Source organism: Burkholderia anthina (assembly GCF_902498995.1).
Taxonomy (GTDB): Bacteria; Pseudomonadota; Gammaproteobacteria; order Burkholderiales; family Burkholderiaceae; genus Burkholderia; species Burkholderia anthina.
In genome coordinates this window covers 92,721-109,488 of the sequence record NZ_CABVLY010000020.1, presented here as the reverse complement: position 1 = coordinate 109,488, position 16,768 = coordinate 92,721, and the positions used below count along the sequence as shown (strand labels likewise).

General features: G+C 68.2%; 17 protein-coding genes. 14 read left to right on the top strand and 3 right to left on the bottom strand.

Annotation, left to right across the window (positions count from 1 at the left end):
• Positions 1–71 precede the first annotated feature (71 nt).
• A complete protein-coding gene (locus BME24068_RS24060) occupies positions 72–533 on the top strand; it encodes a type VI secretion system amidase immunity protein Tai4 (protein WP_174927631.1) in 462 nt (153 codons plus the stop codon).
• A 12-nt stretch (positions 534–545) separates the two neighbouring features.
• Here BME24068_RS24060 and BME24068_RS24055 read toward each other — a convergent pair whose 3' ends face one another.
• On the bottom strand, positions 546–1,763 hold the full coding sequence (locus tag BME24068_RS24055; protein WP_096503583.1) for a Bcr/CflA family multidrug efflux MFS transporter: 1,218 nt from the start codon (positions 1,761–1,763) through the stop codon (positions 546–548).
• 236 nt (positions 1,764–1,999) lie between these two features.
• Here BME24068_RS24055 and BME24068_RS24050 point away from each other — a divergent pair, with 236 nt between their 5' ends.
• The 9 genes from BME24068_RS24050 to BME24068_RS24010 all read left to right on the top strand — a co-directional run bounded on the left by BME24068_RS24050 (position 2,000) and on the right by BME24068_RS24010 (position 10,142).
• Complete coding sequence (locus BME24068_RS24050; protein WP_174927630.1) at positions 2,000–2,452, top strand: hypothetical protein; 453 nt, start codon at positions 2,000–2,002, stop codon at positions 2,450–2,452.
• 160 nt (positions 2,453–2,612) lie between these two features.
• Positions 2,613–3,896 carry a glutamate-1-semialdehyde 2,1-aminomutase gene (hemL, locus tag BME24068_RS24045; protein WP_174927629.1) on the top strand — a complete coding sequence of 428 codons (1,284 nt, stop codon included), beginning with the start codon at positions 2,613–2,615 and terminating at the stop codon, positions 3,894–3,896.
• A gap of 15 nt (positions 3,897–3,911) precedes the next feature.
• A complete protein-coding gene (gene ribD, locus BME24068_RS24040) occupies positions 3,912–5,033 on the top strand; it encodes a bifunctional diaminohydroxyphosphoribosylaminopyrimidine deaminase/5-amino-6-(5-phosphoribosylamino)uracil reductase RibD (protein ID WP_174927628.1) in 1,122 nt (373 codons plus the stop codon).
• A 14-nt stretch (positions 5,034–5,047) separates the two neighbouring features.
• Entirely contained in the window at positions 5,048–5,677 is a 630-nt protein-coding gene (locus tag BME24068_RS24035; RefSeq protein WP_174927627.1) for a riboflavin synthase, read from the top strand.
• Between the two features lie 338 nt (positions 5,678–6,015).
• Positions 6,016–6,534, top strand: coding sequence for a DUF1993 domain-containing protein (locus tag BME24068_RS24030; RefSeq protein ID WP_174927626.1), 519 nt, complete (start codon positions 6,016–6,018; stop codon positions 6,532–6,534).
• A gap of 190 nt (positions 6,535–6,724) precedes the next feature.
• Positions 6,725–7,867: a bifunctional 3,4-dihydroxy-2-butanone-4-phosphate synthase/GTP cyclohydrolase II gene (ribBA, locus tag BME24068_RS24025; RefSeq protein WP_174927625.1), complete on the top strand. Its 1,143-nt coding sequence runs from the start codon at positions 6,725–6,727 to the stop codon at positions 7,865–7,867.
• Positions 7,868–7,920: 53 nt separating this feature from the next.
• Entirely contained in the window at positions 7,921–8,442 is a 522-nt protein-coding gene (ribH, locus tag BME24068_RS24020) for a 6,7-dimethyl-8-ribityllumazine synthase (protein WP_096503569.1), read from the top strand.
• Entirely contained in the window at positions 8,439–8,876 is a 438-nt protein-coding gene (gene nusB / locus BME24068_RS24015) for a transcription antitermination factor NusB (RefSeq protein ID WP_014897817.1), read from the top strand. Before ribH ends, nusB begins: the two co-directional genes overlap by 4 nt.
• A gap of 69 nt (positions 8,877–8,945) precedes the next feature.
• Positions 8,946–10,142: a pyridoxal phosphate-dependent aminotransferase gene (locus tag BME24068_RS24010; RefSeq protein WP_174927624.1), complete on the top strand. Its 1,197-nt coding sequence runs from the start codon at positions 8,946–8,948 to the stop codon at positions 10,140–10,142.
• A 117-nt stretch (positions 10,143–10,259) separates the two neighbouring features.
• Here BME24068_RS24010 and BME24068_RS24005 read toward each other — a convergent pair whose 3' ends face one another.
• Positions 10,260–11,387, bottom strand: a complete 1,128-nt coding sequence (locus BME24068_RS24005) for a lytic transglycosylase domain-containing protein (protein WP_174927623.1) — start codon at positions 11,385–11,387, stop codon at positions 10,260–10,262.
• Between the two features lie 596 nt (positions 11,388–11,983).
• On the opposite strand from BME24068_RS24005, the gene BME24068_RS24000 reads away from it, so the two are divergent.
• The gene (locus tag BME24068_RS24000; RefSeq protein WP_096503563.1) at positions 11,984–13,540 is read left to right on the top strand and encodes a UbiD family decarboxylase; all 1,557 of its coding nucleotides are present in this window, start codon (positions 11,984–11,986) and stop codon (positions 13,538–13,540) included.
• Positions 13,541–13,596: 56 nt separating this feature from the next.
• On the top strand, positions 13,597–14,268 hold the full coding sequence (locus BME24068_RS23995; RefSeq protein ID WP_174927622.1) for a LysE family translocator: 672 nt from the start codon (positions 13,597–13,599) through the stop codon (positions 14,266–14,268).
• A 123-nt stretch (positions 14,269–14,391) separates the two neighbouring features.
• Here BME24068_RS23995 and BME24068_RS23990 read toward each other — a convergent pair whose 3' ends face one another.
• A complete protein-coding gene (locus BME24068_RS23990; RefSeq protein WP_098549498.1) occupies positions 14,392–14,679 on the bottom strand; it encodes a hypothetical protein in 288 nt (95 codons plus the stop codon).
• Between the two features lie 516 nt (positions 14,680–15,195).
• On the opposite strand from BME24068_RS23990, the gene BME24068_RS23985 reads away from it, so the two are divergent.
• Together BME24068_RS23985 and BME24068_RS23980 are read left to right on the top strand one after the other, a co-directional pair.
• Positions 15,196–16,125 (top strand): Rossmann-like and DUF2520 domain-containing protein, encoded by a 930-nt coding sequence (locus tag BME24068_RS23985; protein ID WP_174927621.1) that lies wholly within the window; start codon positions 15,196–15,198, stop codon positions 16,123–16,125.
• 76 nt (positions 16,126–16,201) lie between these two features.
• Entirely contained in the window at positions 16,202–16,765 is a 564-nt protein-coding gene (locus BME24068_RS23980) for a YggT family protein (protein ID WP_096503552.1), read from the top strand.
• Positions 16,766–16,768: the final 3 nt, after the last annotated feature.

Sequence of the window (16,768 nt, the reverse complement as noted above, 5' to 3'; positions counted from 1 at the left end):
GCACCTCGCCAAATAGACCGGTTTGTTTTTTAGGCGATGTGTTGGATCGGTGCACACCGCTGGAGTCTGCCATGAGACAAAATCCGCTGCTCCGGTATGCGATGCTGGGGGCACTGACGTTAGCGGCGCAATCGGGCCATGCAACAGATACAACGTCGTCGCCGCAAGCCGGCGCCCGAACCTACGCGCAGAACTACAAGGACATGGTGCTCGCCGAATGCATCGCGACCGCTTATCGGAATGAACCGTCCGCGACGATGGACGCGGGAAGCAGCGCCAGTGCACTGATGGACTGGACCGACTTCGATCTGGAACGGAACCCCGACGCGAGCAAATCGCTGGTCAATCGTTTTCTTGCACGCGACTATCGCAATCCGATCGTCGAATCCGAAATCAAAGGCGTCAGGTTTGATTTCTTGAAATGCCTGGACCTGTACCACAGCCAGGAACTCGATGCCCAGGTCAAGCGGTTCGTGATCAACTCGAAGCGTAGCTATCGACTCGACAATCGCTCGTCAGACCGCGCCAAATAATGCGGACGTGAATCAAGCCCCGGCCGGCACGGGCCGCCCATGCCAGCGCAGCACCAGATAGCGGCCGACGAAGCACAGCACGCCCGCGATGCCGATCGTCACGCCCATCGCGAACGGCGTGCCGTCGGCCAGTACGCCGATCGCGACGCTCGCGAGCGCGCCGAGCGCGAGCTGCATCGCGCCGAACACGGCCGCCGACGCGCCCGCGTTGTGCGGATAGCGATGCATCAGGTCGGTCGTGCAGTTCGCGGACAGGATCCCGACCACGCCGACGACGAAGAACAGGCACACGACGATCGACCACAGCCCGCCCCACCCCGTCAGCGCGACGAGCGCGACCGCGAGCGACGCAATGCAGCTCACGAGCGACGCGGCCGCGATGATGCGCAGCGAGCCGATGCGGCCGACGAGCCGCGTGTTCGCGAAGTTGCCGATCATGATCCCGACGACGTTCAGGCCGAACAGCAGCCCGTAGTGCTGCGGCGATACGTGGAAATACTCGATGTACACGAACGGCGTCGCGGTGATGTACGAGAACATCGACGCGAACGCCATCCCGCCGCACAGCATGTGCCCCCATGCGACCGGATCGGACAGGATCCGCCCGTACGATGCGAACGACGCGAGCACGGCCGCGCTCTTGCGACGCTCCTTCGGCCAGGTTTCGGGCACGCGCAGGTACGCGGTCGCCGCGCACAGCGCGCCGAATACGGCCAGCACGACGAACACGCCGCGCCAGCCGGCGAAGCGCAGGATCTGGCCGCCGATCAGCGGCGCGAGCAACGGCCCGACCGCGGTGACGATCGCGACCATCGACAGCACCTTCGCCGCATCGGTCGGCTCGTGCGCGTCGCGCGCGATCGCGCGGGCGAGCACCGACGCGGCGCCCGCACCGAGCGCCTGCAGGAAGCGCACGAAGATCAGCATGTCGATCGAGCCCGACACGAAACAGCCGATGCTGGCGAGCGTAAACAGCGCGATGCCGCCGAGCAGCACCGGGCGGCGCCCCCACGTATCGGACAGCGGACCGTACAGCAGCATGCCGATCGAGAAGCCGGCCATGAAGCTCGTCAGCGTGCGCTGCGCGGCGCCGGGGCTCACGGAGAAACCGTCGGCAATCGACGGCAGGCTCGGCAGGTACATGTCGGTAGCGATCGGCCCGCAGGCGGCGAGCGCGCCGAGCAACAGGATCAGCCGGGCATCGGGCCGGCGCCGGACGACGTGGGACATGGGTATCCGGATTGGGAGCCCGCGCGCATCGGGGCACGCGGGCGTTGAAGACGGGAGGCCGCGCCGCATGCGGCGCGCCCAGGCCCATGATTGTACGCGCAACTTTCTCGCATGCCGCCGGCCGCCCTGCGGCGCAAGGCCGGCGAGCGCCGCGCATGCGGGTCGCGGGTGGATTCGATTAAGCTTGCGACTCTGCCGCGCTCTCGTCTGACCTATTCAACCGCACGACCGAACCGATGACCGCTTTCCTGCTGATCTGGAGCCCCAAGAAATGGCCGTGGCCCGAACTGCCCGACGTCGCCGCGCGCGTGAAGGCCGGCGAGGCCGTGCACGACGTCTGGGGTTGCGGCTTCGCGCGCGGCATCCTGCCGGGCGACCGCGTGTTCCTGCATCGCGTCGCGAAGGAGCCGAAGGGCGTGTTCGGTTCGGGCTACGTGACGCGCGCGCCCTATGAAGTGCCCGATCCGGCGACCAAGCGCGGCTACCGGCTGTGCATCGACTTCGTCTACGACTGGCTGGTCGACGCCCATCTGGACGTCGTGATCCCGCGCGACGCGCTGCGCGTGCATCCGTACTCGGTGCAGACCTGGGATGCGCAAAGTTCCGGCACGTCGATCAAGCCGATGGTCGAAGGCCCGCTCGAGAAGCGCTGGGCCGAGCTGACCGGCAAGCGCAAGCCGCCACGATAAACGGGCCGGATCGATACCTCGGTTTCCCCAACGCGCCGAAAGGCCGCAGACCCCGCCGCGGGCCCGCCGCGCGCGTCTCCGGTACAATCGGACGATCGTTCCGCCCAGGCGCCGCGGCCCGTGCACAGGCCCCCGCGCCCTTCTCTCGCAGGTTTCGCTCATGTCCAACAATCAGATCCTCTTCGAACGCGCCCAGAAGACCATTCCGGGCGGCGTCAACTCGCCGGTGCGCGCCTTCCGTTCGGTCGGCGGCACGCCGCGCTTCGTGTCGCGCGCGCAAGGCCCGTATTTCTGGGATGCCGACGGCAAGCAGTACATCGACTACATCGGCTCGTGGGGCCCGATGATCGTCGGCCACGTCCATCCGGACGTGTTGTCGGCCGTGCAGAACGTGCTTGCCGACGGCTTCTCGTTCGGCGCGCCGACCGAGGCCGAGATCGAGATCGCCGAGGAAATCTGCAAGCTCGTGCCGTCGATCGAACAGGTGCGGATGGTGTCGAGCGGCACGGAAGCCACGATGAGCGCGCTGCGTCTCGCGCGCGGCTTCACCGGCCGCAGCCGCATCGTGAAGTTCGAGGGCTGCTATCACGGCCACGCGGACAGCCTGCTGGTGAAGGCCGGCTCGGGCCTGCTGACGTTCGGCAACCCGACGTCTGCCGGCGTGCCCGCCGACATCGCGAAGCACACGACCGTCCTCGAATACAACAACGTCGCCGCGCTGGAAGAAGCATTCGGCGCGTTCGGCGACGAGATCGCCGCGGTGATCGTCGAGCCGGTCGCCGGCAACATGAACCTCGTGCGCGGCACGCCGGAGTTCCTGAACGCGCTGCGCGCGCTGTGCACGAAGCACGGCGCGGTGCTGATCTTCGACGAGGTGATGTGCGGCTTCCGCGTCGCGCTCGGCGGCGCGCAGGCGTACTACGGGATCACGGCCGACCTCACCTGCCTCGGCAAGGTGATCGGCGGCGGGATGCCGGCTGCCGCGTTCGGCGGCCGCCGCGACATCATGGCCCACCTCGCGCCGCTCGGCGGCGTGTACCAGGCCGGCACGCTGTCGGGCAACCCGATCGCGGTCGCCGCGGGCCTGAAAACGCTGCAACTGATCCAGGCGCCGGGTTTCTACGACGCGCTCACCGCGCAGACGAAGCGCCTCGCCGACGGCCTCGCGGCCGAAGCGCGCGCGGCCGGCGTGCCGTTCGCGGCCGACTCGATCGGCGCGATGTTCGGCCTGTACTTCGCCGAGCGCGTGCCGACCAGCTTCGCGGAAGTCACGAAGAGCGACATCGAGCGCTTCAACCGCTTCTTCCACCTGATGCTCGACGAAGGCGTGTACTTCGCGCCGTCCGCGTACGAGGCCGGCTTCGTGTCGAGCACGCACGACGACGCGGTGATCGACGCGACGCTCGCGGCCGCGCGCCGCGCGTTCGCGGCACTCGCCGCCTGACCCGGGTCCGCGCGCATGTTCTCGGATACCGATTTCGCCCACATGGAGCGTGCGCTCGCACTCGCGGCGCGCGGCATGTATACGACGGCGCCGAATCCGCGCGTCGGCTGCGTGATCGTCAAGGACGGCGACGTGATCGGCGAAGGCTTCACGCAGCCGGCCGGCCAGGACCACGCGGAAGTGCAGGCGCTGAAGGATGCGCGTGCGCGCGGCCATGACGTCGCCGGCTCCACCGTGTACGTGACGCTCGAGCCGTGCAGCCACTTCGGCCGCACGCCGCCGTGCGCGAACGCGCTGATCGAAGCGCGCGTCGCGAAGGTCGTCGCGGCGATGGAAGACCCGAACCCGCAGGTGTCGGGGCGCGGCCTCGGGATGCTGCGCGATGCGGGCGTCGACGTGCGCTGCGGGCTGCTTGCGAACGAAGCGGGCGAACTGAACATCGGCTTCGTGTCGCGGATGACGCGCGGCCGGCCGTGGGTACGGATGAAGACGGCCGCGTCGCTCGACGCCCGCACCGCGCTGCCGTCCGGCGAAAGCCAGTGGATCACCGGCGAGGCCGCGCGCCTCGACGGTCATGCGTGGCGCGCACGCGCGTGCGCGATCCTCACCGGCATCGGCACCGTGCGCGAGGACAACCCGCTCCTGACCGTGCGCGGCATCGACACGCCGCGCCAGCCGCAACGCGTGCTGGTCGACAGCCGCCTCGACCTGCCGCTCGATGCGCGCCTGCTCGAAGGCCCGCCGCTGCTGATCTTCTGCGGCCGGCTCGATGCGGCCGGCGAAGTCCGCGCGAACGTGCTGAAGTCGCGCGGCGCGGAAATCGTGCCGCTCGCGAACGCGCACGGCAAGGTCGACCTGCCCGCGATGCTGGCGGCGCTCGGCGCGCGCGGCGTCAACGAGCTGCACGTCGAGGCGGGCCACAAGCTGAACGGCTCGCTGCTGCGCGAACAGTGCGTCGACGAGCTGCTCGTCTATCTCGCGCCGAGCCTGCTCGGCAGCGACGCGGCCGGCATGTTCGACCTCGCCGCGCCGGCGAGCCTCGACGCCCGTACGCGACTCGCGTTCCACAGCGTCGAGCGGATCGGCGACGATCTGCGGATCCTGGCGCGTATCGCGCCGTCCCCCGCCACTCACTGAACGGGATCGCCACGATGTTTACGGGAATTGTCGCGGCCGTCGGCCGCATCGAATCGATCAGCCCGCTGGGCGCATCGGCCGACGCGGGCGTGCGCCTGACCGTGCAGGCAGGCGGCCTCGACCTCGCCGATGTCGCGCTCGGCGACAGCATCGCGATCCAGGGCGCGTGCATGACGGTGATCGAAAAGACCGAAGCCGGCTTCGACGTCGACGTGTCGCGCGAAAGCCTGAACCGCACGGTCGGCCTCGCGCAGCCGGGCGACGTGAACCTCGAGAAGGCGCTGCGCGCGCACGACCGGCTCGGCGGCCACATCGTGTCGGGCCACGTCGACGGCCTCGGCACCGTGACGCGCTTCGCGCCGGTCGGCGAATCGCACGAACTGCGGATCGTCGCGCCGCGCGAGCTTGGCCGCTATCTCGCGTACAAGGGTTCGATCACGGTCAACGGCGTGAGCCTGACCGTCAACACGGTCGACGATCGCGCGGACGGCTGCGAATTCTCGATCAACCTGATTCCGCATACGGTCGAAGTCACGACGCTGCGGCACGTGAAGGCCGGCGACAAGGTCAATCTCGAAGTCGACATGATTGCGCGGTATGTCGAGCGGATAATGTCGGCGTCGCAGGGCGTGCACCAGGACTGACTGACCGGTTCCCGCCGGCAAACAGAACGGCGGCGGGCGGTTCGGCCCGACGTTGCCCGGAGGACGAGCGGAAGCCGCCTCGTTCCGGCCGTGCCGGACCATTCGCCGGCCGTCTGCGTCCGGCTCGCCCGGCTACCCTGATTCCGCCCGCGCTTCCCTGCCTCGCGACGGGCCGATCGCTCGACGCCCGTGCCCCGGTCCGTCCCGACACCTGGCCGAACGGCCAACGACGCGCACGGGTCATCGCGTCGCGCTAAGATGCAACGGCAGCGGTTTCGGCGCCGCGACACACGGCGCGCCGCGCACCGGCTGCCCCTCTTCCTCAAGGAGTCGTCCCCATGTCCATCTCGATGTACCAGGCTTCGCTGCCCGTCCTGATCCGCGGCCTCACCAACCTGCAGCACATCCTCGGCAAGGCGCAGGCGCATGCGGCCGAGAAGCAGATCGACCCGTCGGTGTTCATCGGCGCACGCCTCTATCCGGACATGCTGCCGCTCGTCCGCCAGGTCTACATCGCGACCGACACGGCCAAGGGCTGCGCCGCGCGGCTCGCCGGCACCGATATCCCGAGCTACCCGGACGTCGAGCAGAGCTTCGACGAGCTGCACGCGCGCATCCAGAAAACGATCGACTATCTGAAAGGGTTCGACGCCGCGCAGATCGACGGCAGCGAAACGCGCCAGATCGTGCTCAAGATGCGCGTCGGCCCGATCGAATTCACCGGCCAGTCGTACCTGCTGAACTTCGTGCTGCCCAACTTCTTCTTCCACGTGACGACCGCGTACGACATCCTGCGCCACAGCGGCGTCGAACTCGGCAAGCTGGACTATCTCGGCGGCCGCAACGAGCACGCGTGACGCACCGCCGGGGCCCGGCCCGGCTCGCGGCCGCCCGCTTGCGCGGGCGGGCCGCGGCAGCATGAACGGCCCCGTGCCGGAAGCCGGTTGCATCGCTTTGCGGCGCGCTCGCCGGCCGCGCACAGCCGGTGCCAGCCGAAACGCGGTCCGGCTGGCGTAAAATACGCACTTTCCTCTTTCTCGCCCCCTTATGACGCTCGCCTCCACGCTCGACATCATCGCGGAGTTGAAAGCCGGCCGGATGGTGATCCTGGTCGACGAAGAAGACCGCGAAAACGAAGGCGATCTCGTGATCGCCGCCGAATTCGTCACGCCGGAAGCGATCAACTTCATGGCCAAGTACGGCCGCGGCCTGATTTGTCTGACGTTGACGCAGGAACGCTGCAAGCAGCTGCACCTGCCGCTGATGACCTATCGCAACGGCACCCAGTACGGCACCGCCTTCACGGTCAGCATCGAAGCGGCCGAAGGCGTGACGACCGGCATCTCGGCCGCCGACCGCGCGCACACGATCGCCACGGCGGTCGCGCACGACGTGCGCCCCGAGCACATCGTGCAGCCGGGCCACGTGTTCCCGATCATGGCGCAGCCGGGCGGCGTGCTCGTGCGCGCCGGCCACACCGAGGCCGGCTGCGACTTCACCGCGCTCGCCGGCCTCACGCCGGCCGCGGTGATCTGCGAGGTCATCAAGGACGACGGCACGATGGCGCGCCTGCCCGACCTGCTCGAGTTCGCGAAGGAGCACGATCTGAAGATCGGCACGATCGCCGACCTGATCCAGTACCGCAGCCGCACCGAATCGATCATCGAGCGGATCGCCGAGCGCACGATGCAGACCGCGCACGGCGAGTTCCGCGCGGTGCTGTACCGCGACCAGCCGAGCGGCTCGCCGCACATCGCGCTGGTGCGCGGCACGCCGTCGCCGGACGTCGACACGCCGGTGCGCGTGCACGAGCCGCTGTCGGTGCTCGATCTGCTCGAGACGAGCATCTCGACCCACTCGTGGACGCTCGACGCCGCGATGCGCGACATCGCGCAGCGCGACCTCGGCGTGATCGTGCTGCTCAACTGCGGCGACACGAAGGAACACCTGATCGACGTCTTCAAGGCGTTCGACGAGGAAGAGAAGGCCGCCGCGCTCAAGCGCCGGCCGGTGGATTTCAAGACGTTCGGCATCGGCGCGCAGATCCTGCGCGATGTCGGCGTCGGCAAGATGCAGGTGCTGTCGAATCCGCGCAAGCTGGGCAGCATGTCCGGCTACGGCCTCGAAGTCACGGGCTTCATTCCGATGCCCGGCGGCGAAGCCAAGTCCTGCCCGGCGTCCAACGCGTAACCCGCCACGGCGCTTTCGCCCTATAACCGTTCATCCACACCACGGACCAGATCATGGAAATCGGACAATACCAACCGAATCTCGAAGGCGACGGCCTGCGTATCGGCATCGTGCAATCCCGCTTCAACGAACCCGTCTGCAACGGCCTCGCCGATGCATGCGTCGAAGAACTCGAACGCCTCGGCGTCTCCGGTGAAGACGTGCTGCTCGTGTCGGTGCCCGGCGCGCTGGAAATCCCGCTCGCGCTGCAAAAGCTCGCCGAAAGCGGCCAGTTCGACGCACTGATCGCGCTCGGCGCGGTGATCCGCGGCGAGACGTACCACTTCGAACTCGTGTCGAACGAAAGCGGCGCGGGCATCACCCGCATCGGCCTCGACTTCAACCTGCCGATCGCAAACGCGGTCCTGACAACCGAAAACGACGAGCAGGCCGTCGCGCGCATGACCGAAAAGGGTCGTGACGCCGCACGCGTCGCCGTCGAGATGGCCAACCTGACGATGGCCCTCGACCAGCTCGGCGACGACGAGGATGAGGACGAAGAAGAAGACGAAGACGACGAAGAGGAGCGCGCATGAAGAAGAGCGCCCGCCGACAATCGCGCGAGCTGGCGACGCAGGGCCTGTATCAGTGGCTGCTGTCGAACGCGTCCTCCGGCGAGATCGACGCGCAACTGCGCGGCGCGCTCGGTTACGACAAGGCCGACAAGGAGCTGCTCGACGCGATCCTGCACGGCGTGATTCGCGAGCATGCAACGCTCGTCGAAGCCCTCACGCCGTCGCTCGACCGTCCGGTCGACCAGTTGTCGCCGGTCGAACGCGCCGTGCTGCTGATCGCGACGTTCGAACTCACGCACCATGTCGAAACGCCGTACCGCGTGATCATCAACGAAGCAGTCGAACTCGCGAAGACGTTCGGCGGCTCCGACGGCTACAAGTACGTCAACGGCGTGCTCGACAAGCTCGCCGCGAAGCTGCGCCCTGCTGAAACGCAGGCACGCCGCAACGGCTGATTCCGTAGTTGGACGGGCGCGCAAGCGCCCGTTTTTCGTTCTCCCTCCGCTCCCCGCTCCGCCCGCCCCATGAATACCACCGCCGATTCGCTCATCACGCTCGCCGCACGCGTCGACGCGATCCAGCCCTTCTACGTGATGGAACTGATGAAGGAGGCACAGCAGCTCGAGTCCTCCGGGCGCGATGTTATCCACATGGGTATCGGCGAGCCGGACTTCACCGCGCCGGAACCCGTCGTCGAGGCGGCCGCGGCCGCGCTGCGCCGCGGCGTCACGCAGTACACGAGCGCGCTCGGCATCGCGCCGCTGCGCGAAGCGATCGCCGCGCACTATGCGCGCGCCTACGGCCTCAAGATCAGCCCCGAACGGATCGTCGTGACGGCCGGCGCGTCGGCCGCGCTGCTGCTCGCATGCCTCGCGCTCGTCGGCCGCGACGACGAGGTGCTGATGCCCGATCCGTCGTATCCGTGCAACCGGCACTTCGTCGCGGCAGCCGAAGGCCGTCCGGTGCTCGTGCCGAGCGGCCCGGAAGCGCGCTTCCAGCTCACCGCGGACGACGTCCGCACGCGCTGGGGCAGCCGCACGCGCGGCGTGCTGCTCGCGTCGCCGTCGAACCCGACCGGCACGTCGCTCGAACCGGACGAGCTGAAGCGGATCGTCGAAGCCGTGCGCGCACGCGGCGGCTTCACGATCGTCGACGAGATCTATCAGGGGCTCAGCTACGACGCGGCGCCCGTGTCGGCACTGTCGTACGGCGACGACGTCCTCACCGTGAACAGCTTCTCGAAATACTTCAGCATGACCGGCTGGCGGCTCGGCTGGCTGGTCGTGCCGCCGGCGCTCGTCGGCACCTTCGAAAAGCTGTCGCAGAACCTGTTCATCTGCCCTTCCGCACTCGCACAGCACGCGGCGCTCGCCTGCTTCGAGCCGTCGACGCTCGATATCTACGAGGCGCGCCGGCTCGAATTCAAGCGTCGCCGCGACTTCATCGCACCGGCGCTGGAGCGGCTCGGCTTCACGGTACCCGTGATGCCGGACGGTGCGTTCTACGTATATGCGAACTGCGGCGGCGTCGCCCACCCGGCGGCCGGCGACAGCGCGGCGCTCACGCAGGCGATGCTGCACGACGCGGGCGTCGTGCTGGTGCCTGGCATGGATTTCGGTGTGCATGCGCCGCGCGACTATATCCGGCTGTCCTATGCGACCGCATACTCGCGCCTCGAAGAGGCCGTCGAGCGGCTCGCGACGCTGTTCGGTCAGCGCTGACGCAGGGCCCGGGGCCCGTCTCGGCCGGCACGCCCTCCTGCGGCACGCGCAAAAAAGAAAAGGCACCCCGAATCGGGTGCCTTTTTCCTTGAATCGTCCAGCCGGAGCTGCCTGGCGTTACGCGCCCAGCTCCGAATGGTCGTCGTGCGCCTGCTTCACGGTGTCGACGCTCGCGTCGTCCTGCTGCGGCGCGCCCTTCGAGGCAGCGGTGCCCTTCGCGGCGAGCGGCTGTGCGGCGTCGAGCGTCGCATGCACGCGCTTCGCGCCGCCTGCCGCTACCGTCACGGCCGCGGTCACGATCGGCTTCGACGGCTGAGCCGGCGTTTGCGGCGCATTGATCGGCACGCTGCGGCCGTGGGCAACGTCGCGCAAGCGACCGCGTTCGGCCATGACCTTCGAGCCGTATGCGGTGTCGTCCGGGTTCGTCGAACCGTTGTACAGACGCAGGCCGGTCGCCAGCGAGCCGCCGCGTGCGATGCAGTCCTTCAGCACGAGCGCGCCGACCTGCAGATTCGCGAGCGGCTGCAGGGCGGTATCGGTACCGCCGAAATATTCGAACTTGTCGGAATGGACCTTCGACATCACCTGCATCAGGCCTTGTGCGCCGACGCCGCTTTCCGCGTACGGGTTGAAACCCGATTCGATCGCCATCACGGACAGCAGCAGCAGCGGATCGAGGCCGACGTCGTGACCGGTCTGGAACGCGGCCTTGACGAGCTGGCCGAGCGGCTCCTGAGCAACGCGATACCGGCGCGACAGGTAGGTCGCGACGAGCGCCTGTTGGCGGTTCGACGCGAGCGCGCGATCGTCGCGCGCATCGACCGGCACCCGCTGGGCCGGAATCAGCTTCGCGAGTGCGACGGGCGACGGGCCGTTGCGGGCCGGATCGGACGCATCGTTCTGCGCGGCGGGTTCCGGTGCGACGTCGAGGCCGACTGCGAGCGCATCCGTTTCGGGCGGATCGTCCTGCTGCGGCTGCGCGCCGGCGGGTGCGAAGTTCGGCAGCGGATGGCCGGTCAGCAGACGGGCCGGACCGGCCTGCACGGCCGCGGACACGACCGGCATCAGCTTCGCCGCGAGCGAACCGCGCACGGTCGGCAGCAGCCACAGGGCAAGCGCAACCGCGACAGCGCAACAGCCGACGACGCTGAATAGATGGTGACTGACACGCGTCCCGCGACGCAGCACACCGCGCACGAACTGCGCATGCTGCTCACTGGGACGCCACGATAACCAAGCGTTCATTCAGATCATCTCCCATGAACATGACTCGTGCGGCTCGCTCAGCTCGATGGCGAGACAGAATACGCGCCGCGGAATCACGACGCCGCGCGCCTTGGTTGGGACGCGCAGGCATCGGAGAAACGGTGTAAGACCGTTCGAGGCCAGGGTGTAAGAGGGCCGGCACCTTCGCACAATGGGCGAGGCGGGCATACGCGATGGCACTCACGCAAAAAACCAGCGTCTGGTGGCGCTGGCTAGGACTACAACTCAAGGCCGTCGATACGCCGTGCAGGTTTCGGCGGACGGTGACGCGCTGCGTCAAAGATCGGTGATTGGCGGCTCGAAGCCTTTTACCCTGCAACCAATGTGAGCGGATTCTAGCAGGGTTTTATAGATCGTCAACACTATAAAACATCGAAATTATAACAAAAAGTAATTTCAAATCACCCTTCAGAACGTCAGTCCCCCTGCCGTAGCGGCTTTGCGCGCGGCCAACTTTTTTCTCTATCGGGCGTGTGCGCGGCGCCCCGGGTAAAATCGTCGGTCGATTCGGGGCCGCAGCCGGCCGCTGCGCCCGCCCATTGCTGCCCGTCATGCGGGTGGTCCGGACCTTCTTCATGAAATACAAAGACTTACGCGATTTCATCCAGCGCCTCGAGGCGCTCGGCGAACTGCGGCGCGTTACGCAACCCGTGTCGCCCGTGCTCGAAATGACCGAGCTGTGCGACCGCGTACTGCGCGCCGGCGGCCCGGCGCTGCTGTTCAACGCGCCGCCCGGCAACGCATTTCCGGTGCTCGGCAACCTGTTCGGCACGCCGCGCCGCGTCGCGCTCGGGATGGGCGTCGATGCGGGCGACGATGCCGCGCTCGGCTCGCTGCGCGATCTCGGGCGGCTGCTGTCCGCGCTGAAGGAGCCGGATCCGCCCAGGAGCCTGAAGGACGCCGGCAAGCTGCTGTCGCTCGCGAAGGCGGTATGGGACATGGCGCCGAAATCGGTGTCGTCGCCGCCGTGCCAGGAGATCGTCTGGGAAGGCGCCGACGTCGACCTCAACAAGCTGCCGATCCAGACCTGCTGGCCGGGCGATGCGGGGCCGCTCGTCACGTGGGGGCTCACCGTCACGCGCGGACCGAACAAGTCCCGCCAGAACCTCGGCATCTACCGCCAGCAACTGATCGGCCGCAACAAACTGATCATGCGCTGGCTCGCGCATCGCGGCGGCGCGCTCGACTTCCGCGAATTCGCGCTGAAGAACCCGGGCAAGCCGTATCCGGTCGCCGTCGTGCTCGGCGCGGATCCCGCCACGACGCTGGGCGCCGTGACGCCCGTGCCCGATTCGCTGTCCGAATATCAGTTCGCCGGCCTGCTGCGCGGCAGCCGCACCGAGCTCGCGAAGTGCCTGACGCCCGGCGTCGACACGCTGCAGGTGCCCGCACGCGCGGAGATCGTGCTCGAAGGCTTCATCCATCCGCAGGAAGGCACGCCCGCCCCTGCCCCGGCCGGCGCGCCGCCGCGTCCGGCCGGCAACGCGTCCGCCGCGTACGAACACGCGCTCGAAGGCCCGTACGGCGACCACACCGGCTATTACAACGAGCAGGAGTGGTTTCCCGTGTTCACCGTCGAGCGCATCACGATGCGCCGCGACGCGATCTATCACTCGACCTATACGGGCAAGCCGCCCGACGAGCCGGCCGTGCTCGGCGTCGCGCTCAACGAGGTGTTCGTGCCGCTGCTGCAGAAGCAGTTCGCGGAGATCACCGACTTCTACCTGCCACCGGAAGGCTGCAGCTACCGGATGGCCATCGTCCAGATGAAGAAGAGCTACGCGGGCCACGCGAAGCGCGTGATGTTCGGCGTGTGGAGCTTCCTGCGGCAATTCATGTATACGAAGTTCATCGTGGTGGTCGACGAGGACGTGAATATCCGTGACTGGAACGAAGTGATCTGGGCGATCACGACGCGCGTCGATCCGGTGCGCGACACCGTGATGGTCGACAGCACGCCGATCGACTATCTCGATTTCGCATCGCCCGTCGCGGGCCTCGGCTCGAAGATGGGGCTCGACGCGACCAACAAGTGGCCCGGCGAGACGAACCGCGAATGGGGCCGCCCGATCGAGATGGATGCCGCCGTGAAGGCGCGCGTCGACCGGCTCTGGCAGGAGATCGGACTGTAAGCCCGCGAGGCCGGCGCTCGCCGGCCCGCGCATTGAACGCCTCAACAAGAACGACGATGAGCTTCCCCCCCGCCTCGATGCTGTCCGACGGGTTTTTCCTGTCGCTGTCGCTGTGTCTCGACATCGGTCTCGTCAATGTCGCGATGCTGTCGCTGACGCTGTCGCACGGCTTCCGGCCGGGCTTCTGGCTCGGCGTCGGCTCGTGCGTCGGCGATCTGGTCTACGCGGCGCTCGCGCTCGCCGGGATGGCCGTGCTGCTGCAGTTCGAGGCGGTGCGCTGGATCGTGTGGATCGGCGGCGGCGCGGTGCTGCTGTTCCTCACGTGGAAGATGGCGCGCGAAGCGCTCGCGCCGGCCGGCGCGGCCAGCGACGGCGATGCGGACGACGCGCCGCAGCCGCGCGCCAGCGCCCGGCGCAGCTTCATGCGCGGCATGCTGCTCGCGATGTCGTCGCCGAGCGCGATCCTGTGGTTCGCGGCGGTCGGCGGCGCGCTGATCGCGAAAGCGGGTGCGACCACGCCGGCGACGGCGTCGGTGTTCCTGTCCGGCTTCTTCCTCGGCGGGCTCGCGTGGACGCTCTTCATGTGCACGCTCGCGAGCCAGGGCCGCAAGCGCGCGGGCGCGGGGCTGATGCGCGCGTGCCACGTCGCGTCGGCGCTGCTGTTCGCGTATTTCTCGTACAGCGTGATCGTCGGCGGCTATCGCGACCTGATCGCCCACGCGGTCTAACCGCGATGCGGCGGCCTGGCACCCAACCGCGACCGCTGCCACCGCCCCAATGAAAAACGGCGCAACGCCCCGCGAGGGACGTTGCGCCGTTTTGCCGCGCGCGGTCAGGCCGCGCGGGACGGATCAGCGATGCCAGCCGTGATGACCCCAGCCGCCGTAACCACGCCGCCAGTACGGACGTCCGTAGTAGCCGCCGACGACCACGGGCGGCGCATAGTAGGCCGGCGCCGGTGCGTAATAGACAGGCGGAGGCGGCGGCGCGTAGTACACCGGCGGCGGCGGTGCGTACACCGGATAGGCGGGTGCGACCGGGATACCGATGCCGACCCCGATCGACACGTGGGCCTGCGCGGCGCTTGCGGCACCCAGGCCCAGCGCGGCGGCGGCGATGAACGGAATGAGCTTTTTCACTTCGATTCTCCTGCTGGAGCGGTCATTTATGCGCTCCTGTCGGCAACGGCGGGCGTGCACGTCGCATGGATGCAATGTAGCGAAAACCCGCCCCTCGCGTATCGCGCATTTGTTGCAAATTGCAATTGCACGCGGTCGCATCGATGCTGCGGCGCGGGCCTGCGCATCCGCGGCAACCCTTGCCGGTCGCGCGATTCCGTCCGAACGGCAAGATCGCAACGCGCCGGACGGTCAGTCTTACCGGAGCCGATGCGTGTGGCGGGAGCGCTTCAGTAATGAACGATTACAAATTTGAGACAAGACGCCGACAATTCAAGAGGGACGCGGGCGCCACGTGATTCGGGGCCGGATAAAAGGGCCTGCATTCCGCGATGATCCCGATACGCGCATCGCGCCGGAACGCGTCGCGCGTGCCGACCTCGACCGCCGCGCATCGGCACCGAAACCACCCTTTCGCGGCCGCCGCACCATTCCTGCGATACTGGCGGCTGCGCCGTTTCCGCTTCCTGACCCGCCATGCCCCTCCCCGACACACCCCGCCTCGGTTTCATCGGCGCCGGCCGCCTCGCGCGCTGCGTCGCACGACGTTTCGCGCAGGCCGGCTTTCCGGTCGTCGCGATCGCGAGCCGCACGGCCGGATCGGCTGAGGCGCTCGCCGCGGATATCGACGGCTGCCGGGCAGTCGACACGCCGCAGCAGGTCGTCGACGCCGCCGACCTGATCTTCCTGACCGTTCCCGACGACCATCTCGCGTCGACCGCCGCGGCGCTGCATGTCGACGCGTCGCGCGCGGCCGGCCAGGCGCTCGTCCACTGCAGCGGCGCATCGTCGGTCGACCTGCTCGATCCGGCGAAACGGCAGGGCGCGGCCACCGGCGGCTTCCATCCGCTCTACCTGTTCGGCGGCACGGACGCCGACCTCGCCCGCATCGACGGCTGCTCGGTCACGATCGAAGCCGACGGCGCGCTGCACGCGACGCTGATGCGACTTGCTGCCGCACTCGGCTGCCATCCGCTGTCGATTCCGGCCGGCGGCCGGATGCTCTATCACGCGGCGGCGCACTACGCGGCGAGCTTCGCACTGTGCGGGCTGTCGGAAGCGGTCGAGCTGTGGCGCGGCATCGGCTTCGACGAACAGGCCGCGCTGCGCGCGCTGCTGCCGATGCTCGCCGGCACGATCGAGACCGCGCGCGACAAGGGCCTCGCGAATGCACTCGCCGGCCCCGTCTCGCGCGGCGACACCGGCATCGTCGAGCGCCAGCTCGCGCTGCTCGAAGCACGCGGCGGCGATCATGCGACGCTGTATGCACTGATGACCCGCCGCGCGGTCGCGCTCGCGGCGAAGCGCGCCGCGCCGCCGGCCTCGCTGCCGGCGCTCGCCGAGGCCGTCGAAACGTCGCTCGCGCGCACCACCGGGCACCCCTCCCCGTCGCAAGACGAGGCGTGATAAGGTGTCGGCCGATGCGCCGCCATCCGGCGTTGGCGGCCGCACGCTACTCGACTGTATAAAAAGGATGCCAACGATGTTCGGCGAGATCGCCCGTTTTCTGCTCAATACCCTCTTCACGCTGTTCGGCGCCGCGCTGATCCTGCGCGTCTGGATGCAGGCCGTCCGCGTGCCGCCGTACAACCCCGTCACGCAAGCCGTGCTGCAGGCGACCAACTGGCTCGTGCTGCCGCTGCGTCGCGTGATCGCGGGCGTGCGCGGCATCGACTGGGCGAGCATCGTCGCCGCGCTGCTCACGGCGCTCGTGTACGTCGTGCTGATGGTCCTGATGGCCGGCTTCGATCCGGCCTCGGTGATCGCAACGCTCGTCGTGGTCGCGCTGCTCACCGTCGTGAAGTGGGCGCTCAATCTCGTGATCTGGATGACGATCCTGATGGCACTGCTGTCGTGGCTCAATCCGCGCTCGCCGGCGATGCCGATCCTCTATCAGCTCACCGCGCCGTTCCTGAACCCGCTGCGCCGCATCATCCCGAACCTTGGCGGCATCGACCTGTCGCCGATCCTGCTGTTCGTGATCGTGCAGGTGCTGCTGATGATCGTCACGCGCGCCGCCGTGTCGCTGACGATGTTCGGCATCTGACGA